We start from the raw sequence: 15,585 nt of genomic DNA on the forward strand, positions 1-15,585 counted from the left end.
CCGCTCGCCACAAATGATCAGCCTTCATGCCGTGTCGATTTAGAACAGGTACGATAGCCGTCTGTTTTACTCAGTCTTTTTCGGGAGTTGCCCATGAGCGCAGTCAATCGCGCAACGGTGGAGGCCGTCCTTCGCCAGTACACCGACCCTTATCTGAACCAGGACCCGGTCAGCGCCGGCTGTGTGCAGGCCATCGATATCCAGGGCGATCGCGTCACGGTCCGACTGGAACTGGGTTATGCCGCCGGCCTGTTCAAGAGTGGCTGGGCGCAGATGCTGCAGATGGCCGTCGAAGGCCTGGACGGCGTGGCGTCAGCCAAGGTCGAGATCAATTGCGTGATCGCCGCCCACAAGGCCCAGGCGCAGATTCCGGGTCTGGCCAACGTGAAGAACGTGGTGGCGGTGGCCTCCGGCAAGGGCGGCGTGGGCAAGTCCACCACCGCGGCCAACCTGGCGTTGGCGCTGGCCCGTGAAGGGGCACGGGTCGGTATTCTCGACGCCGATATCTATGGCCCGAGCCAGGGCGTGATGTTCGGCATCGCCGAAGGCACGCGACCGAAGATCAAGGATCAGAAATGGTTCGTGCCCATCGAGTCCCATGGTGTGGAAGTGATGTCCATGGCCTTCCTGACCGACGACAACACGCCGATGGTCTGGCGTGGTCCGATGGTTTCCGGCGCCTTGCTGCAACTGGTGACCCAGACCGACTGGGGCAACCTGGACTACCTGGTGATCGACATGCCGCCTGGCACTGGCGATATCCAGCTGACCCTGGCGCAGAAAGTGCCGGTGGCCGGCGCGGTCATCGTCACCACCCCGCAGGACCTGGCCCTGCTGGATGCCCGCAAGGGCGTGGAAATGTTCCGCAAGGTGAATATTCCGGTGCTGGGCGTCGTGGAAAACATGGCGGTGCACATCTGCTCCAACTGTGGCCATGCCGAGCATCTGTTCGGTGAGGGCGGCGGTGAGAAGCTGGCGAGCCAGTATGGCGTCGAGCTGCTGGCTTCGTTGCCGCTGTCGATGGTGATTCGCGAGCAGGCCGACAACGGCAAGCCGACGGTGATCGCCGAGCCGGACAGCCAGATTGCCATGGTCTACCAGGAACTGGCACGGCATGTGGGTGCGCGGATTGTGTTGCAGGAAGCGGTCAGCCCGGCGATGCCGAATATCACCATCAGCGACGATTGATCAAAGCGGCGGGCGCGGGCTTGTGTGGCAAGCCCGCTCGCCACAGGGGCTGCAGCCTGTTCATGATCGTTCCCGCGACAAAACACCCGGGCACAAAAAAGCCCCGCTTTTGAGGGCGGGGCTTTTTGACTGGATCAGTACAAGTTAGATAACTTGAACTTCTTCAGCTTGCATGCCTTTCTGACCGCGGGTAGCGATGAAAGAAACCTGTTGGCCTTCTTTCAGGCTTTTGAAGCCGTCGGATTGGATTGCTTTGAAGTGTACGAACAGGTCGTCACCGGATTGTGGAGTGATGAAGCCGAAGCCTTTTTCATCGTTGAACCACTTAACGGTACCGGTTTGGCGATTAGACATTTGATGTCTCCTTGGACAAAGTTAACTGCGACTCAGGAAAAGCCCTGGCCGAGACTGAGTGCAAAGAGCAGGAAAAATTCTTGGAGATGGTTGGATCGAAATTCAACATCGTGTAGAGATTCTCAGTGACACAAGCAGCACAGTGGCGCCACCATACCCCACTTTCCGAGACGTGCCAATGGTCTTCACAAAGGTTTCGCCTATTTCGTGACTGACGGCGTCCGACAAGGCGCGAAGTCCCGCGTAAATGGCCGGTTTGTCAGGCCGGGGGACAACGTCATCGCGAGAAACGGCGTCGGCGCTTTAACCCGACGGCGCGCCCCGGTAAGATGCCGGACAGAATTTCTCCACCTCGTTATATCAGGACACCCGCCATGAGCATCAAATCGGACAAGTGGATTCGCCGCATGGCGCAAGAGCACGGCATGATCGAGCCCTTCGTTGAGCGCCAGGTGCGTGGCGAAGCCGACAGCCGGGTGATTTCCTTCGGTGTCTCAAGCTATGGCTACGATGTGCGCTGCGCCGATGAGTTCAAGGTGTTCACCAACATCAACTCGGCGACCGTCGATCCGAAAAACTTCGATGCGGGCAGCTTCGTCGATGTGAAAAGCGACGTCTGCATCATTCCACCGAACTCTTTCGCCCTGGCTCGCACCGTCGAGTACTTCCGTATTCCGCGCAACGTGCTGACCATCTGCCTGGGCAAGAGCACCTATGCCCGTTGCGGGATCATCGTCAACGTCACGCCGCTGGAACCGGAATGGGAAGGCCACGTGACCCTGGAATTCTCCAACACCACTACGCTGCCGGCGAAGATCTATGCCAACGAAGGCGTGGCGCAGATGTTGTTCCTGGAGTCCGACGAAGAATGCGAAGTGTCCTATAAGGACCGCGGCGGCAAGTATCAGGGCCAGCGTGGCGTGACCCTGCCGCGCACCTGACGAAGGGTGCTGCGAAACAGGGAATTCCTGGGCACAGGGGCACTCTATTGAGTGCACCGTCCCGGTTTGTGCAAGACAAACCGGGCTTCAACGCTCAGGAGTACCCCGATGAAGATCGATCCAAGTATCAGTGCCCAACTGGCGAAACTGGAACCTAATCAAGTGGGGCTGTTGGCCTGGTCGTTGCTGGCTCATCCCCAGAGCCTGGCCAGTGGCATTCCGGGCATTCCGGGGCAGCCTGATCCGGATACTCCGCAACCTTCCGAGCCGTCCCAGCCGAGTGAACCCGGCGAGCCGCTGCTTCCCGATGAAACACCGTCCCCTACGGCGTGATACACCCTGTAGGAGCAGCCGGTCGATGCTCTATTGCTCTCGATGGTCGTCAACGATAACGCGGGAATCCTGACACCCTGCGGTGTCTGATCAACTATCGCGAGCAAGCTCGCTCCTACAGGGGCTAGCGGTTAATCTGGGGTTATGGATTCCAGACCCGAAAGGACCGCTCATGACCGTTGCCATTCCTACGTGTTTTTCCCGCTTTCTGTTCGCCGGGCTGTTGCTGGCCGGCACCGCCATGGCCGCGCCAGAGCCCCAGGCGGCGAGCTTTGTGTCCGGGCAGGAGGCCGTTGCCAGCCGGCTCGACCGCATCGTCCAGCAAGGCGTGCTGCGGGTCGGCACCACCGGTGACTACAAACCCTTCAGCTACAAGAATGCGGACGGCTTTATCGGCCTGGATATCGAGTTGGCCGAAGGGCTGGCGGCTTCCCTGGGGGTCAAGCTGGAACTGGTGCCAACCACCTGGCCGACGCTGATGAGTGATCTGCAGGCCGACAAGTTCGACCTGGGGCTCAGTGGGATCTCGGTGAACATGGAGCGCCAGAAGCTGGCGTTTTTCTCGCAGCCTTACCAGCGTGACGGCAAGACGCCAATCACCCTCTGTTCCAGGCAGCAAGAGTTCCAGACCCTGGCGCAGATCGACCGGCCGAATGTCCGGGCAATCGTCAACCCAGGCGGGACCAACGAGAAATTTGCCCGTGCCAATCTCAAGCAGGCACAGATCCTCGTGCATCCGGACAACGTGACGATTTTCCAGCAGATCGTCGACGGCAAGGCCGACCTGATGATGACCGATGCGGTGGAGACCCGGGTGCAGCAGAAGCTGCATCCGGAGCTGTGCGCGGTGCACCCGGACCAGCCTTTCGACTTTTCCGAGAAGGCCGTGTTGCTGCCCCGTGACATCGTGCTCAAGCAGTATGTCGACCAGTGGCTGCATCAGGACATGGAAAGCGGGCGTTTCGCCAAACGCCTGGAGACGTGGCTGGCCTATCCCTGGCCGGCGGCGCACGGCTGAGCGTGCTGGTGGGCGTCAGGATGGGCGGCGCAAGGCTTGAGGGCCTCATCGCTGGCAAGCCAGCTCCTACAGGGGTTGTGGCTGTACGAAACTTTGCGGTGGTACGCCAACTTGTGGGAGCCGGCTTGCCGGCGATGGCGTCCGGATGGGCGGGCAAGGCTTGAGGGCCTCATCGCTGGCAAGCCAGCTCCTACAGCGATCGTGGCTGTACGAAACTTTGCGGTGGTACGCCAACTTGTGGGAGCCGGCTTGCCGGCGATGGCGCCCGGATGGGCGCCGCAAGGCTCAAGGGCCTCATCGCGAGTAAGCCAGCGCAAAGAGCGGGTTACTTCAGGTTGCCACTGAGGAACTGACGCAGGCGCTCGCTCTGCGGGTTGCCCAGCACATCGTCCGGTGCGCCTTGTTCTTCCACCAGGCCCTGGTGCAGGAACAGCACCTGGTTCGAGACCTTGCGGGCAAAGCTCATCTCGTGGGTCACCATTATCATGGTCCGGCCTTCCTCGGCCAGCCCCTGGATCACCTTGAGCACCTCACCCACCAGTTCCGGGTCGAGCGCCGAGGTCGGTTCGTCGAACAGCATCACTTCCGGTTCCATCGCCAGCGCCCGGGCAATCGCCACGCGCTGTTGCTGGCCGCCGGAAAGAAACGCCGGGTATTGCTCGGCGACCCGCGCCGGCAGGCCGACCTTGTCCAGGTAGCGACGGGCACGGTCCTCGGCGTCCTTCTTGCTCACCCCCAGCACCCGGCGTGGCGCCATGGTGATGTTTTCCAGCACGCTCATGTGGCTCCACAGGTTGAAGTGCTGGAACACCATGGCCAGGCGGGTGCGCAGGCGTTGCAACTCGGCATCGTCGGCGACGCGCATGCCGTTCTTGTCGCTGACCATGCGGATCGCCTGGCCGTCGAGGCTCATGGCGCCGTCATTGGGCGTTTCGAGGAAGTTGATGCAGCGCAGGAAGGTACTCTTGCCCGAGCCGCTGGCGCCGATCAGGCTGATCACGTCACCGGTCTTGGCCTTGAGCGAGACGCCCTTGAGCACCTGGTGTTCGCCATAGCTCTTGTGCAGGCCTTCAATGGTCAGTTTGTACATGGGCACCTCAAGGAGAAAGTAGATAGCCGCTGCGATAGGCTTCGCGGCCGGCGACATGGGCAATCACCATGCCGGCGGTGGCCATGCGGCGCAGCGAACGGGCGTAGAGCAGGCCCGCGCTGCTGCAATGAACAGGGGTAACGCGGTCGTTCAGCGGGTCGATGATCTCGGCGATCAGTTGCCCGGCTTCCAGGTATTGCCCGGGCTCGGCGCAGAACACCAGCAGGCCGCCCAACGGTGTGCTCACCGGCTCGACAGCGGCCAGCGGCGTTGCCGGGTACGGCAGCTCCGGCAGGGGCGCGGGCGCGCCGGCGATGGCGCCGAAGTGCGTCAGGTAGTCGAGGATCGCCTGGCAGTCGAGACGCGCCTGGGGGTGACTCACGTCGCCCTGGCCGCGCAGTTCCACCGTCACCGAGAAGCTGCCCTGGGGAATCGCGAAACGTGCGCCGAAGCGCTCGCGCAGGTCCCACCAGAGCAGGGTGAAACATTCGTCGAACGACTGGCCGCCGGAGTCGGTGGCCAACAGGCTGGCTTGCGAGCCGATGTAGCGGGCCAGCGGTTCGACCTGCGGCCAGGCTTCGGGCGTGGTGTACAGATGGGCCACGGCTTCGAAGTCGCAATGCAGGTCCAGGACCATGTCCGCATCGCAGGCCAGCCGTTGCAGGGCCAGGCGCTGGGATTGCAACTGGGTCGCCGGCACTTCCGCCGCCAGGGCGGCCTTGAGGTGGCTGCGGATCAGTTGCAGGTTGTGCGCCGGATCGTCGGTGAGCAGTTCTTCGATCCGATTGCCGATTTCATCGCTGAGATCGACAAACCAGCGATTGAAGTTCTGCCCGCTTTCCAGCTCGTAGCGCCCCAGCGGTACATCCATCAGCACCTGTTCCAGGCCAATCGGGTTGGCCACCGGCACCAGGACGATTTCGCTGCGCAGCGCACCGGCCTGTTCCAGCTCGGCCAGGCGTTGCTTGAGGTGCCAGGCCACCAGCATGCCGGGCAGTTCGTCGGCGTGCAGGGACGACTGGATGTAGACCTTGCCCGCGGCCTGCTCCGGCCCGAAATGAAAACTGTGGATCTGCCGGGCGGTGCCCGGCAGGGGAGCCAGCAGCTCGTGAGTCAGATGACGCATGCTCTGGAGTCCTAGTGTGCCGGGCCGAGAAAGGCCAGCCAGCGGCGCTCGGCCAGACGGAACAGACCGACCAGGGTAAAGGTGATCGTCAGGTAGATCAGCGCGGCGATACCGAACGACTGGAAGGTCATGTAGGTCGCCGAGTTGGCGTCCCGGGCGATTTTCAGGATGTCCGGGATGGTCGCGGTGAACGCCACGGTGGTGGAGTGCAGCATCAGGATCACTTCGTTGCTGTAGTAGGGCAACGAACGGCGCAGGGCCGAAGGCATGATCACATAGGCGTAGAGCTTCCAGCCGCTGAGGCCATAGGCCTTGGCCGCTTCGACTTCACCGTGGTTCATGCTGCGGATCGCCCCGGCAAAGATCTCCGTGGTGTAGGCGCAGGTGTTCAGGGCGAAGGCCAGGATGGTGCAGTTCATCGCATCGCGGAAAAACGAGTTCAACAGCGGCTGCTCACGTACCGCTTCCAGGCTGTAGATCCCGGTGTAGCAGATCAGCAGTTGGATATACAGCGGCGTACCGCGGAACAGGTAGGTGTAGAACTCCACCGGCCAGCGGATGCGGCGCTTGGGCGAAACCCGGGCGATGGACAGCGGGATCGACACCAGGAAACCGATGAAGATCGAGGCGCTGAGCAGCCACAGGGTCATGGCCAGGCCGGTGATGTGCTGGCCGTCGCTGTAGAGGAATGGTCGCCAGTATTGCTGCAGGAGTTCGATCATCGCATGGCCTCCCGGGCGCCCGCGGCATAGCGGCGTTCCAGCCAGCGCAGGACATAGTTCGAAGCACTGGTAATGAGCAGGTAGATCAAGGCGGCGAGTACCAGGAAATAGAACAGTTGATAGGTGCTCTTGCCCGCGTCCTGGGCAGCCTTGACCAGGTCGGCCAGGCCGATGATCGAGACCAGCGCAGTGGCCTTGAGGATCACCATCCAGTTGTTGCCGATCCCCGGCAGGGCGAAGCGCATCATCTGCGGAAAGGTCACGAAGCGGAACCGCTGGGCACGGGTGAGGCCATAGGCGGTGGCGGCTTCAAGCTGTCCGCGTGGCACGGCGAGAATCGCGCCACGAAAGGTTTCGGTGAAATAGGCACCGTAGATAAAACCCAGGGTGATGACCCCGGCGGCAAACGGGTCAATCTCGATGTAGTCCCAGTCCATGGCGTCGGTCAGGGTCGAGAGCCAGGTTTGCAGGCTGTAGAAAATCAGCAGCATCAGCACCAGGTCGGGCACCCCGCGAATCAGCGTGGTGTAGAGCTGGGCCGGAATACGGATCAGGGCGATGCTGGACAATTTGGCACTGGCGCCGAGCAGGCCCAGCAGCACGCTGACCAGCAGCGACAGAATGGATAGCTGGACGGTCATCCAGGTCCCTTGCAGCAGGATCGGGCCGAAACCCTTCAGGCTGAAGGCGGAGAGCCCCAGAATTTGCAGGAGGTTGTCGAACATGAAAAATCAGACCTTTGGCAGTCGAAAAGGCGCCCCCCGGGCGAGAGGCGCCAAGGGATCACTTCCCGCTATACAGGTTCAGATCGCCAAAGTTCTTTTTCTGGATTTCAGCGTATTTGCCATCTTTGTGCAGTGCTGCGAGACCTTTATCCAACAGGGCTTTCAGCTCTTTGTTACCTTTTTTGATACCGACCGCGGTTTTAGCTGGCAGCAGCGGATCGTCGATCGGCTTGCTGACTTCGTAGTCGGCGCCCGCTGGCGACTTCAGGAAGCCCAGTTCGGCTTGCAGCATATCCTGCACCGAAGCGTCGAGACGACCGGAGGTCAGGTCAGCATAAACCTGGTCCTGGTTGGCGTAGGCCTTGGTGGTCACACCGGCTTTATCCAGTACGGCCTTGGCGTAGGCTTCCTGGATGGTGCCTTGCTCGTAGCCCACGGTTTTGCCCTTGAGGGACTCAGGCGTGGAGAAGCCCGCCCCTTTTTTGAACACCAGGGAAGTCGGGCCGGAGAACAGCTCGTTGGAGAAGTCGATAGCCTTCTGGCGGGCTTCGGTCACGGTCATCGACGAAATCACGCCGTCGAACTTGTTGGCGTTGAGGCCCGGAATCATGCCGTCGAAGTCACTTTCGACCCATTTGCACTTGACCTTCAGCTCGGCGCAGATGGCGTTGCCCAGATCAATGTCGAAGCCGACCAGGCTGCCGTCCGCGGCTTTGGATTCGAATGGCGCGTAGGAAGGATCGACGCCGAAGCGCAGCTCCTTGTATTCCTTGGCCATAGCGGAACCGGCGGCCATGCAGAGAGCCAGTGCAGAAAGGGTCAGCAATGCTTTTTTCATTATTTATTCCCTAAAAACCAATATGAGCGCTTGTGGCGCACTAAGTACTGTTACTGGAACGCGTATGACCTGATAAAAGTAGCAATTTCCGAACCATAGTCACGAACAAGCGTTTTAAAAAGCAGGAATATGGCTTCGAGCCAGCTAATGATGCCCGAAATTGGGCATATAAAAATAAATGCTCAATATTGGTGCGATCGTAAGTGAGAAAAGAGTGCGGTTACGCGTCGCAGGGGTAACACCGGCAGCGAAACCTGTGGGAGCTGGCTGGTCGACGATGAGGCGGTGTGGCGAATGGTGCCATCGCTGGCCTGGCACCACGTCCTATCGTCGAACCCCGACTTTGTGGGAGCTGGCTTGCCAGCGATTGCGATTTATCCAGCGACAGGCATGCCGCCGGTCAGATCGCTATCGCCGGCAAGCCGGCTCCTACAAAGGTCATGCGTAGTTACTTGCCGGGCACCAGGGTCAGGCGTGTGGTGCCGTAGGCCTTGTCGAAGTTTTGCTGCTGCAGCGGGAAGCTGATGTATTGGGCTTTCAGCCAGCCATCGATGCCACTGGCGTAGCTCGGACTGGCCGGGTTGCCGGACTGCCCGGGGCTCTGCTGGCCGCTCATCGGTTCGATCTGGCCGAAGTCGACGATCATGCGCACGCCTGGTACCTGGGTGACGTCGAAGTTGCCACTGCCCCAGGCGTAGGCGGAGGTGTTGAGCGTGGTGTGGTCGCCGCTGGCCTGGATCGGTCCGCGGATGACCTGGCCGGCGCCGTTCTTCCAGCTATAACGGTGCAGCGTGCCCCATTGCCAGGCCTTGTGATCGCTGCCCAGCAGGCTGTCGCCAGCGCTGATCGCCGCCGCCAGGCTACGGGCCAGGATCGCCGGTTTGTCTTCTTTCTGCGGTGTGCGGCTGTCGTCCCAGAACGGGCTGTCCTCGCGACCCAACAGGTGGTCGGCCTGGGCCGAGTAGGACAATTTGCCGTTGGCGACAAAGGCCTGCCATACCGGACCGTTCTGCGGGCCGAGCTTGTCGAGGAAGATCTGCTTCATGCTTTCCTGCAGGAACAGCTCGTACAGCGCGGCGTCGGCCGAGGTTGCGCTGAGTCTGCCGTCGAACGCCATCAGCCGGCTCAAGGCCTCGCGGGCCTTGCCCCGTTCGGCTTCCGGCAGGGCATCGATGGCCTGCTTGAGCGGCCCGGCCATGCCCGGCGCTTCGAACATTTTCTTCAGCTTGTTGGCGAACGTGGTGCTCTGGTCGTACTGCATGGCGATAGTGCTGCGGCTGTCCTGCTTGCCGGCAGCGGCCAGTTCCGCCAGGCGTTCGCCGCGTTCCGGGTAGTACCAGGCGTTGGACAGTTGCATGCCGTAGCCGCGCGCCGCCGTGCGCTGGTTGGCGGTGCCCAGCCAGCCCTGGCCGGGGTCCTGGTCGTAAGGGTGGAGCATCGCGTCGGCGTAGCCATCCCAGTCGAAGCGGCTGTCCCAGCCCGGCGACGGCAACAGGCCTTCGCCTTCGCGGCGGTTGGGGAAGCGTCCGGTGACCTGCCAGCCGATATGGCTGGCGTCGGCGAAGACCATGTTCAGGGCAATCGCGCGGATTTCCCGGCTGGCATCGGAGGCTTTTTCGGCGTTCTGGGAGCGGGACAGGTCGAAGAACGCATCCAGGCTCTTGTCGTCCTTGAACGATGAGGTTTGCAAGGCCAGGCCGTAGCCGCCGGTCAAGGTGGTGTTGTCCAGCGCACTATCAAGCAGCGGGCCGTGACGGGTTTCGAATACCGTCTCGCGGATCGAGCGCTGGCCTTTGATGAAGTAGGTTTCGTTGCGCACGATCGCGGGCAGCCATTTGCCGTCGGCCTCGTAATAGAGCGCATTGCCCTGGCGTTTGAGTTTTTCCAGGAACAGGTCCTGGTTGTCCCCCGGTACGGCGGCCATGCTCCAGGCCACCTTGCCATTGAAACCGGACAACAGCATCGGCAGACCGGCGATCGTGGTCCCGGCGGCCTGGTACTTCGGCGCGTGGATCTGCACGTAGTTCCAGGCGGCGGGGGCGCTGGTCGGTTGTTGCAGGTCGGCGGCCAGCAGGCTCTTGCCGCTACGGCTGCGCTGGGGGGCGATGGCCCAGTTGGTCGAGGTGCCGCTTCCGAGGATATTCAGCGCGGCGACTTGTTCGGCGGCCTTGTTCAGCGCGCCCAGGCCCGAAACCTGGCTCAGGGCGATGCCCTTGAGCTTTTCGACTTCGGCCAGGGGCAGCGGTTCGTCCGGGGCGGCCGGGGTCAGCCAGGCGAGTTTGTCGACACCGACTTTCTGCGCCAGGACCAGGCTGGAAATCTCTTGCTGCAGGTTGGCTGACAGGTTGAAGTTGAGCAGGCAGAAGATCAGCGCCGAATCTTCCGGTTTCCAGTATTCCGGGTGGTAGCCGCTGCTGGCCAGGTCCGGCGGCAGCTTGTCGCGGTACTGGAACAGGTAGGCGTTGACGCCGCGCGCGTAGACTTCGAAGAAGCGCTTGAGCCGTGGCGACGAGGCGTTGTACAACTCGCCAGCACTTTTCTTCAGGTTGACGGCGCGCATGAAGCGGTCGGTGTCGAGGGCTTCGGGGCCGTTTATTTCGGCGAGCCGGCCCTGGGCGAGCAGGCGCAGGGTGACCATCTGGGTGATGCGGTCGCTGGCGTGGACGTAACCGAGGGTGAACAGCGCATCGTGGAAGGTGTTGCTTTCAATCAGCGGCATGCCGAGGCTGTTGCGGCGCACCGAGACGTTCTGCGCCAGGCCCTTGATCGGCTGGACGCCGGAGGTCGGTGGCAGGCTGTCCTGGGAGTTCCAGGTTTGGCAACCAGTCAGGCCGAGCAGGCCCGCCATGGCGGCGGCAACGCCACATTGCTTGAGAGAGAAGGAAAAGGCTGGCGAGGCCATGGCAAGGCTCCTGCGGGGGTAGCGTCAGTAAAGGCGCTACGTTAGTGAGCAGGAGGAAGGCGCGCAAGACGGTGGACGGGCTTATTTCGGGTTTTGAGCGATAAATCGAAAGGGAAAAGGAGTGAACATGGATATTCGGGCAAACGCGGCGCTGATCCTCATCGACCAGCAACAGGGCATCCTTCATCCCCGCTTGGGGCCACGCAACAATCCCGAGGCCGAGACGCGGATGTTCGAGCTGTTACAGCACTGGCGCTGGCGCGCTCGCCCGGTGGTGCATGTCCAGCATCTGTCGCATTCGCCGGAGTCGGTGTTCTGGCCCGGGCAGTCGGGTGTCGAGTTCCAGTCGCGGTTCATGCCGGCGGAGGGCGAGCGATTGGTGCAGAAGCGGGTGCCGGATGCCTTTTGCGCGACGGGGTTGGCGGACGGGTTGCGTGAGGCGGGGATCGAGCAGTTGGTGATTGTCGGTGTGGCGACCCACAACTCCGTGGAGTCGACGGCGCGCACGGCCGGCAACCTCGGGTTTGATACCTGGGTGGTGGAGGATGCGTGCTACACCTTCGACAAGGCTGACTATTTTGGCGTGCCGCGCAGTGCCCAGGAGGTCCATGCCATGTCCCTGGGCAATCTGCACGGTGAGTATGCGACGGTGGTGTCCAGCCACGTGCTGCTCGGGTTATAGCGCGTGATCGACCATGACCTGCAGCGTGTCCTGTGAGCAACGCTCGATCCGCGCCTGCACGCCATACACGTCGGCAAACAGCGCCGGGTTGAGAATCGCCTGGGGCGCGCCGCTGGCAAACAGGCGGCCCTGGCGCAGCACCGCCAACTGGTCGGCATAACGCGCCGCCAGGTTGATGTCGTGCAACACCACCACGGCAATCAGGCGGTGCTCACGCACCAGCGAACGCACGCATTCCATGACCTTCAGCTGGTAGTTCAGGTCCAGGGCGCTGGTGGGCTCGTCCAGCAGCATCACCTGTGGCCGGCGGGCAATCAGTTGCGCCAGGCTGACCAACTGCCGCTGGCCACCGGACAGGGTACTCAACCACTGGTCCGCCAGGTGGGTGATGCCGATCCGCTGCAAGGCCTTGAAGGCTTCCTCCAGACACTGCGCATCGGACAACTGGCCAACCCGCAACGCCGCCACCACGCTCTCCATCACGCTGAGGCTCAGGCCCGGTGGCAGGTTCTGCGGCATGTAGGTCACCCGGCGGGCCCGTTCGGCCACCGAGAGTTTCGCCAGATCGTCCCCGGCGAGGTGCACTGCGCCGCGCATTTTCTCCAGCCCGGCCACGCCACGCAGCAAGGTCGACTTGCCGGCGCCGTTGGGGCCGATCAAGGCCGTCAGCGTACCGGGTTGCAGCGCCGGCAGTGTGACGTCGCGGACCACTTCCTTACGCCCATAACCGATCATCGCGTGTTCGATGCGCAAGCCGTCGTACGGAGCCGTCATAGCTGCCTCCCGCGCTTGAACACCAGCAAGACGAAGATCGGCACCCCCACCAGCGCGGTGACGATGCCCACCGGCACGATCACCCCGGGCAGGATCAGCTTGCTGGCAATCGACGACAGCGACAGCAGCAACGCCCCGACCAGGGCGCTGGCCGGCAGCAGGAAACGCTGATCTTCACCCACCAGGATGCGGGCGATATGCGGGCCCACCAGACCGATAAAACCGATGGTGCCGACAAAGGCCACGGCAGTCGCCGACAACAGGCTGATGCGCAGCAACGAGGCGAAACGCAAGCGCCGGACGTCGACGCCAAAGCTCTTGGCGCGGTCTTCGCCCATGCGCAGCAAGGTCAGGCGCGGCGCGGCGGCCAGGGAAAACGGCAACACCAGCACGATCACCAGGGCGAGGATGCCGAGCTTGTCCCAGTTGGCCCGGGTCACGCTGCCCAGGGTCCAGAACACCAGCTGTTGCAGCACGTCTTCGGTGGCGGCCAGTTGCAGCAGGGCGACCACCGCGTTGCAACTGAACACCAGGGCGATGCCGAACAGCACCAGGCTTTCCACCCCGGCACCGCGCAGTCGCGACATGGCCTGCAGGAGGAAGACCGAGGCGGCGGCGAAGACGAAGGCCGAGAGCGAGATGGCGCTGTTGTTGGACAGCCAGGCGCTGGAGATCGGGAACACGATCACCAGGGAGGCGCCGAGTGCCGCCGCCGAGGACACGCCGAGGGTGAAGGGGCTGGCCAGCGGGTTGTTGAGGATGGCCTGCATTTCCGCACCGGCCAGGGACAGCGCGCAACCCACCAGCACCGCCATCAGCGCGTAGGGCAGGCGCACGTTCCAGATGATGACCTGGTCGGTGAGGCTCAGGTGCGCCGGGTGCAGCAGGCCGTCGAGCAGGGCCGGCAGGCCCATGCCGGACGGGCCGCTGGCGAGGTCGACGAGAATCGCGCAAAGCAAGGCGCCGCCCAGCAACACCAGTAACCACAGGCGGCGCAGCAGGAGGCGGCGATAGCCCTGGCTGGCTTCGGCCAGGTCCAGGGCTGGGGAAGAACTCAGGGATGTGCTCATCACGGCTGGGCATCGATCCAGTACGCGCCTTTCAGCGGCGTACCGAGGAACTGCTGGTTGATTTCATCCATCGTCCGCTGGGGATCAAGCCCGCCGAACAGTTCCGGGTGTACCCACTTGGCCAGGGCTTCGATGGCCAGCAGGTTGTACGGCGAGTTATAGAAGTCATGCCACAGACCATGGGCATTGCCGGCACGGATGGCCCGCAGGTTCTTGAACTCGGGGCGAGCCAGCACGGTGTTGAAGGCTTCGCGGGCTTCGGCCGGGCTCACATCGGCGCCGAGCATCAGCCCCGGCTTGTGGTTGCCGGTGGCGATATACACGTCCGGATCGGCCTTGAGGGCGAATTCGACACTGATGTCCCCCAGCGCACCCGGCACCACGCCTTCGGCGATATTCACCCCGCCGACGGTGCGAATCACTTCACCCATGCCGCTCTTGCCGGTGGTGTGCCCCGGTGCCTGCCAGGCGCCGGCCAGCAGTTCGAGGAAGACTTTCGGCCGCGGCTTGTCCGCCAGGCCCGCGACCTTGTCGGTGATCGCTTTCACATGCTGGTCATAGAAATCGAGGTAGGCCTTGGCTTCCTTCTCCCGGCCGAGGGCCTGGCCCAGGGCATCGAGACTCACATGGGTGCCCTTGATCGGGTTGATCCGGAAGTCGACGAACAACACCGCGATCCCGGCCTTGGCCAGCACATCGGCCACCGGGCTGTGTTCGGTCGGGCCGTGGCCGGAGATGCTGAACACCGCCAGGTCCGGCTTGAGGCTGAGAATCTCCTCGGCGCTGACACTCTGCTCCGAGGCCTGGCCGATCAGCGGGATGTCCTTCACCGTCGGGAACTTCGCCGCGTAGGCGGCATAGGTGTGCGGGTCGAGCAGGCGCAGGTCGTTCTGCCAGCCGACGATACGCTGGAACGGCGCGTCGCGGTCGAGCAGGGCGAAGGCCGAGATCAACCGGCCTTCACCCAGGACCACACGCTGGACATGGTCCGGCACCTCGACCTGGCGGCCGAGCACGTCGGTGACTTCATGGGCCGACGCGATGGCGGCATGGCCGAACAGCAGGGCGCCGCACAGGGCACTCAGGCGCAGGAACGCGCGGGGTTTGATCATCGAAGGTTCTCCGAAAGGCAGGCGGCGCATCAGACGTCACTCCAGCGCCGCAACAGGTTGTGATAGACGCTGCTCAGTTGCAGCAGGGCGTGTTCGTCGGCGTTCTCGGCGTTCAGGCGCTGGATCGCCACGTCCATGTCCAGCAGCAGGGTGCGCTGGCTGTCTTCGCGGACCAGGCTTTCGATCCAGAAGAACGCGGCGATCCGTTCGCCACGGGTGACCGGGTTGATCTTGTGCAGGCTGGTGCCGGGATAGAGCAGCAGATGCCCGGCCGGCAGCTTGACCGGGTGTTCGCCGTAGGTGTCGCGTATGACCAGTTCGCCGCCGTCATAGCTGTCGGGGTCGGCGAGGAACAGGGTGGCGGAAATATCCGTGCGAACTCGTTCGCGGATGCCCTTGATCCCGCGAATGGCATTGTCGACATGCAGGCCGAAGGCTTCGCCGTCGCGATAGCGGTTGAACAGCGGCGGGTAGATTTTCTTCGGCAGGGCGGCGGACATGAACAGCGCGTTGTCCGACAGCCGGGTGAGAATCCGCTCGCCCAGGCGGATGCCCACCGGAGAATCTTCCGGCAATTGGCGGTTGTGCTTGACCGGCGCCGAGCGCAGGCCGGCGGTGGCCTTGCCGTCGACCCAGGGTTCGGCGAGCAGGGTTTCGCACAGGGCCTGGCTCTCTGCGGCGCTGAACAGGTCGCGGATTTCGATCAGCAT

The 15,585-nt window shown here is 62.8% G+C and carries 16 protein-coding genes; 5 read left to right on the forward strand and 11 right to left on the reverse strand.

Annotated features, from left to right (window positions below):
* Nucleotides 1–93: 93 nt before the first annotated feature.
* Entirely contained in the window at nucleotides 94–1,188 is a 1,095-nt protein-coding gene (gene apbC, locus HX866_RS19480; RefSeq protein ID WP_177096643.1) for an iron-sulfur cluster carrier protein ApbC, read from the forward strand.
* Nucleotides 1,189–1,332: 144 nt separating this feature from the next.
* Here apbC and HX866_RS19485 read toward each other — a convergent pair whose 3' ends face one another.
* On the reverse strand, nucleotides 1,333–1,542 hold the full coding sequence (locus HX866_RS19485; protein ID WP_002554837.1) for a cold-shock protein: 210 nt from the start codon (nucleotides 1,540–1,542) through the stop codon (nucleotides 1,333–1,335).
* A gap of 374 nt (nucleotides 1,543–1,916) precedes the next feature.
* Here HX866_RS19485 and dcd point away from each other — a divergent pair, with 374 nt between their 5' ends.
* From dcd to HX866_RS19500, 3 genes are all read left to right on the forward strand, one after another.
* Entirely contained in the window at nucleotides 1,917–2,483 is a 567-nt protein-coding gene (gene dcd, locus HX866_RS19490) for a dCTP deaminase (RefSeq protein WP_177096645.1), read from the forward strand.
* Nucleotides 2,484–2,591: 108 nt separating this feature from the next.
* The gene (locus tag HX866_RS19495; RefSeq protein ID WP_177096647.1) at nucleotides 2,592–2,816 is read left to right on the forward strand and encodes a hypothetical protein; all 225 of its coding nucleotides are present in this window, start codon (nucleotides 2,592–2,594) and stop codon (nucleotides 2,814–2,816) included.
* Nucleotides 2,817–3,057: 241 nt separating this feature from the next.
* Entirely contained in the window at nucleotides 3,058–3,834 is a 777-nt protein-coding gene (locus HX866_RS19500) for a transporter substrate-binding domain-containing protein (protein WP_256344958.1), read from the forward strand.
* Nucleotides 3,835–4,159: 325 nt separating this feature from the next.
* Here the strand turns inward: HX866_RS19500 and HX866_RS19505 are convergent, their stop codons facing one another.
* The 6 genes from HX866_RS19505 to HX866_RS19530 form a co-directional block, all read right to left on the reverse strand.
* The gene (locus HX866_RS19505) at nucleotides 4,160–4,924 is read right to left on the reverse strand and encodes an ABC transporter ATP-binding protein (RefSeq protein ID WP_177096651.1); all 765 of its coding nucleotides are present in this window, start codon (nucleotides 4,922–4,924) and stop codon (nucleotides 4,160–4,162) included.
* 7 nt (nucleotides 4,925–4,931) lie between these two features.
* Nucleotides 4,932–6,050, reverse strand: coding sequence for a succinylglutamate desuccinylase/aspartoacylase family protein (locus tag HX866_RS19510; RefSeq protein WP_177140259.1), 1,119 nt, complete (start codon nucleotides 6,048–6,050; stop codon nucleotides 4,932–4,934).
* Between the two features lie 11 nt (nucleotides 6,051–6,061).
* Nucleotides 6,062–6,772 (reverse strand): ABC transporter permease, encoded by a 711-nt coding sequence (locus tag HX866_RS19515; protein ID WP_177096655.1) that lies wholly within the window; start codon nucleotides 6,770–6,772, stop codon nucleotides 6,062–6,064.
* Nucleotides 6,769–7,497 carry an ABC transporter permease gene (locus HX866_RS19520; RefSeq protein ID WP_177096657.1) on the reverse strand — a complete coding sequence of 243 codons (729 nt, stop codon included), beginning with the start codon at nucleotides 7,495–7,497 and terminating at the stop codon, nucleotides 6,769–6,771. The genes HX866_RS19515 and HX866_RS19520 overlap by 4 nt, the downstream gene beginning before the upstream one ends.
* Nucleotides 7,498–7,555: 58 nt before the next feature.
* Entirely contained in the window at nucleotides 7,556–8,335 is a 780-nt protein-coding gene (locus HX866_RS19525) for a transporter substrate-binding domain-containing protein (protein ID WP_177096659.1), read from the reverse strand.
* Between the two features lie 448 nt (nucleotides 8,336–8,783).
* Nucleotides 8,784–11,237, reverse strand: a complete 2,454-nt coding sequence (locus HX866_RS19530) for a penicillin acylase family protein (RefSeq protein ID WP_177096661.1) — start codon at nucleotides 11,235–11,237, stop codon at nucleotides 8,784–8,786.
* 127 nt (nucleotides 11,238–11,364) lie between these two features.
* Between HX866_RS19530 and HX866_RS19535 the strand changes: the two genes are divergently transcribed.
* Complete coding sequence (locus tag HX866_RS19535; RefSeq protein WP_177096663.1) at nucleotides 11,365–11,919, forward strand: cysteine hydrolase family protein; 555 nt, start codon at nucleotides 11,365–11,367, stop codon at nucleotides 11,917–11,919.
* On the opposite strand, the gene HX866_RS19540 is transcribed toward HX866_RS19535, so the two are convergent.
* From HX866_RS19540 to HX866_RS19555, 4 genes are read right to left on the reverse strand one after another with little or no spacing between them, the layout of a single operon-like run.
* Nucleotides 11,914–12,693 carry an ABC transporter ATP-binding protein gene (locus HX866_RS19540; protein ID WP_177096664.1) on the reverse strand — a complete coding sequence of 260 codons (780 nt, stop codon included), beginning with the start codon at nucleotides 12,691–12,693 and terminating at the stop codon, nucleotides 11,914–11,916. The two genes, HX866_RS19535 and HX866_RS19540, sit on opposite strands and share 6 nt — an antisense overlap.
* Nucleotides 12,690–13,763, reverse strand: a complete 1,074-nt coding sequence (locus HX866_RS19545) for a FecCD family ABC transporter permease (protein WP_177103773.1) — start codon at nucleotides 13,761–13,763, stop codon at nucleotides 12,690–12,692. The genes HX866_RS19540 and HX866_RS19545 overlap by 4 nt, the downstream gene beginning before the upstream one ends.
* A complete protein-coding gene (locus HX866_RS19550) occupies nucleotides 13,763–14,875 on the reverse strand; it encodes an ABC transporter substrate-binding protein (protein WP_177103775.1) in 1,113 nt (370 codons plus the stop codon). The genes HX866_RS19545 and HX866_RS19550 overlap by 1 nt, the downstream gene beginning before the upstream one ends.
* A gap of 29 nt (nucleotides 14,876–14,904) precedes the next feature.
* A complete protein-coding gene (locus HX866_RS19555; protein WP_177140260.1) occupies nucleotides 14,905–15,585 on the reverse strand; it encodes a Fe2+-dependent dioxygenase in 681 nt (226 codons plus the stop codon).

This window comes from Pseudomonas gingeri, from assembly GCF_013386165.1.
In the GTDB taxonomy this organism is placed as follows: Bacteria; Pseudomonadota; Gammaproteobacteria; order Pseudomonadales; family Pseudomonadaceae; genus Aquipseudomonas; species Aquipseudomonas gingeri_C.

Excerpts from the sequence above, each read along its gene's own strand:
- dcd (WP_177096645.1), top strand. The coding sequence starts at position 1,917 with ATGAGCATCAAATCGGACAAGTGGATTCGCCGCATGGCGCAAGAGCAC.
- HX866_RS19495 (WP_177096647.1), top strand. The coding sequence starts at position 2,592 with ATGAAGATCGATCCAAGTATCAGTGCCCAACTGGCGAAACTGGAACCT.
- HX866_RS19545 (WP_177103773.1), bottom strand. The coding sequence starts at position 13,763 with ATGAGCACATCCCTGAGTTCTTCCCCAGCCCTGGACCTGGCCGAAGCC.
- HX866_RS19500 (WP_256344958.1), top strand. The coding sequence starts at position 3,058 with ATGGCCGCGCCAGAGCCCCAGGCGGCGAGCTTTGTGTCCGGGCAGGAG.
- HX866_RS19505 (WP_177096651.1), bottom strand. The coding sequence starts at position 4,924 with ATGTACAAACTGACCATTGAAGGCCTGCACAAGAGCTATGGCGAACAC.
- HX866_RS19520 (WP_177096657.1), bottom strand. The coding sequence starts at position 7,497 with ATGTTCGACAACCTCCTGCAAATTCTGGGGCTCTCCGCCTTCAGCCTG.
- HX866_RS19535 (WP_177096663.1), top strand. The coding sequence starts at position 11,365 with ATGGATATTCGGGCAAACGCGGCGCTGATCCTCATCGACCAGCAACAG.
- HX866_RS19550 (WP_177103775.1), bottom strand. The coding sequence starts at position 14,875 with ATGATCAAACCCCGCGCGTTCCTGCGCCTGAGTGCCCTGTGCGGCGCC.
- HX866_RS19555 (WP_177140260.1), bottom strand. The coding sequence starts at position 15,585 with ATGCTGATCGAAATCCGCGACCTGTTCAGCGCCGCAGAGAGCCAGGCC.
- HX866_RS19530 (WP_177096661.1), bottom strand. The coding sequence starts at position 11,237 with ATGGCCTCGCCAGCCTTTTCCTTCTCTCTCAAGCAATGTGGCGTTGCC.
- HX866_RS19485 (WP_002554837.1), bottom strand. The coding sequence starts at position 1,542 with ATGTCTAATCGCCAAACCGGTACCGTTAAGTGGTTCAACGATGAAAAA.
- HX866_RS19540 (WP_177096664.1), bottom strand. The coding sequence starts at position 12,693 with ATGACGGCTCCGTACGACGGCTTGCGCATCGAACACGCGATGATCGGT.
- apbC (WP_177096643.1), top strand. The coding sequence starts at position 94 with ATGAGCGCAGTCAATCGCGCAACGGTGGAGGCCGTCCTTCGCCAGTAC.
- HX866_RS19510 (WP_177140259.1), bottom strand. The coding sequence starts at position 6,050 with ATGCGTCATCTGACTCACGAGCTGCTGGCTCCCCTGCCGGGCACCGCC.
- HX866_RS19525 (WP_177096659.1), bottom strand. The coding sequence starts at position 8,335 with ATGAAAAAAGCATTGCTGACCCTTTCTGCACTGGCTCTCTGCATGGCC.
- HX866_RS19515 (WP_177096655.1), bottom strand. The coding sequence starts at position 6,772 with ATGATCGAACTCCTGCAGCAATACTGGCGACCATTCCTCTACAGCGAC.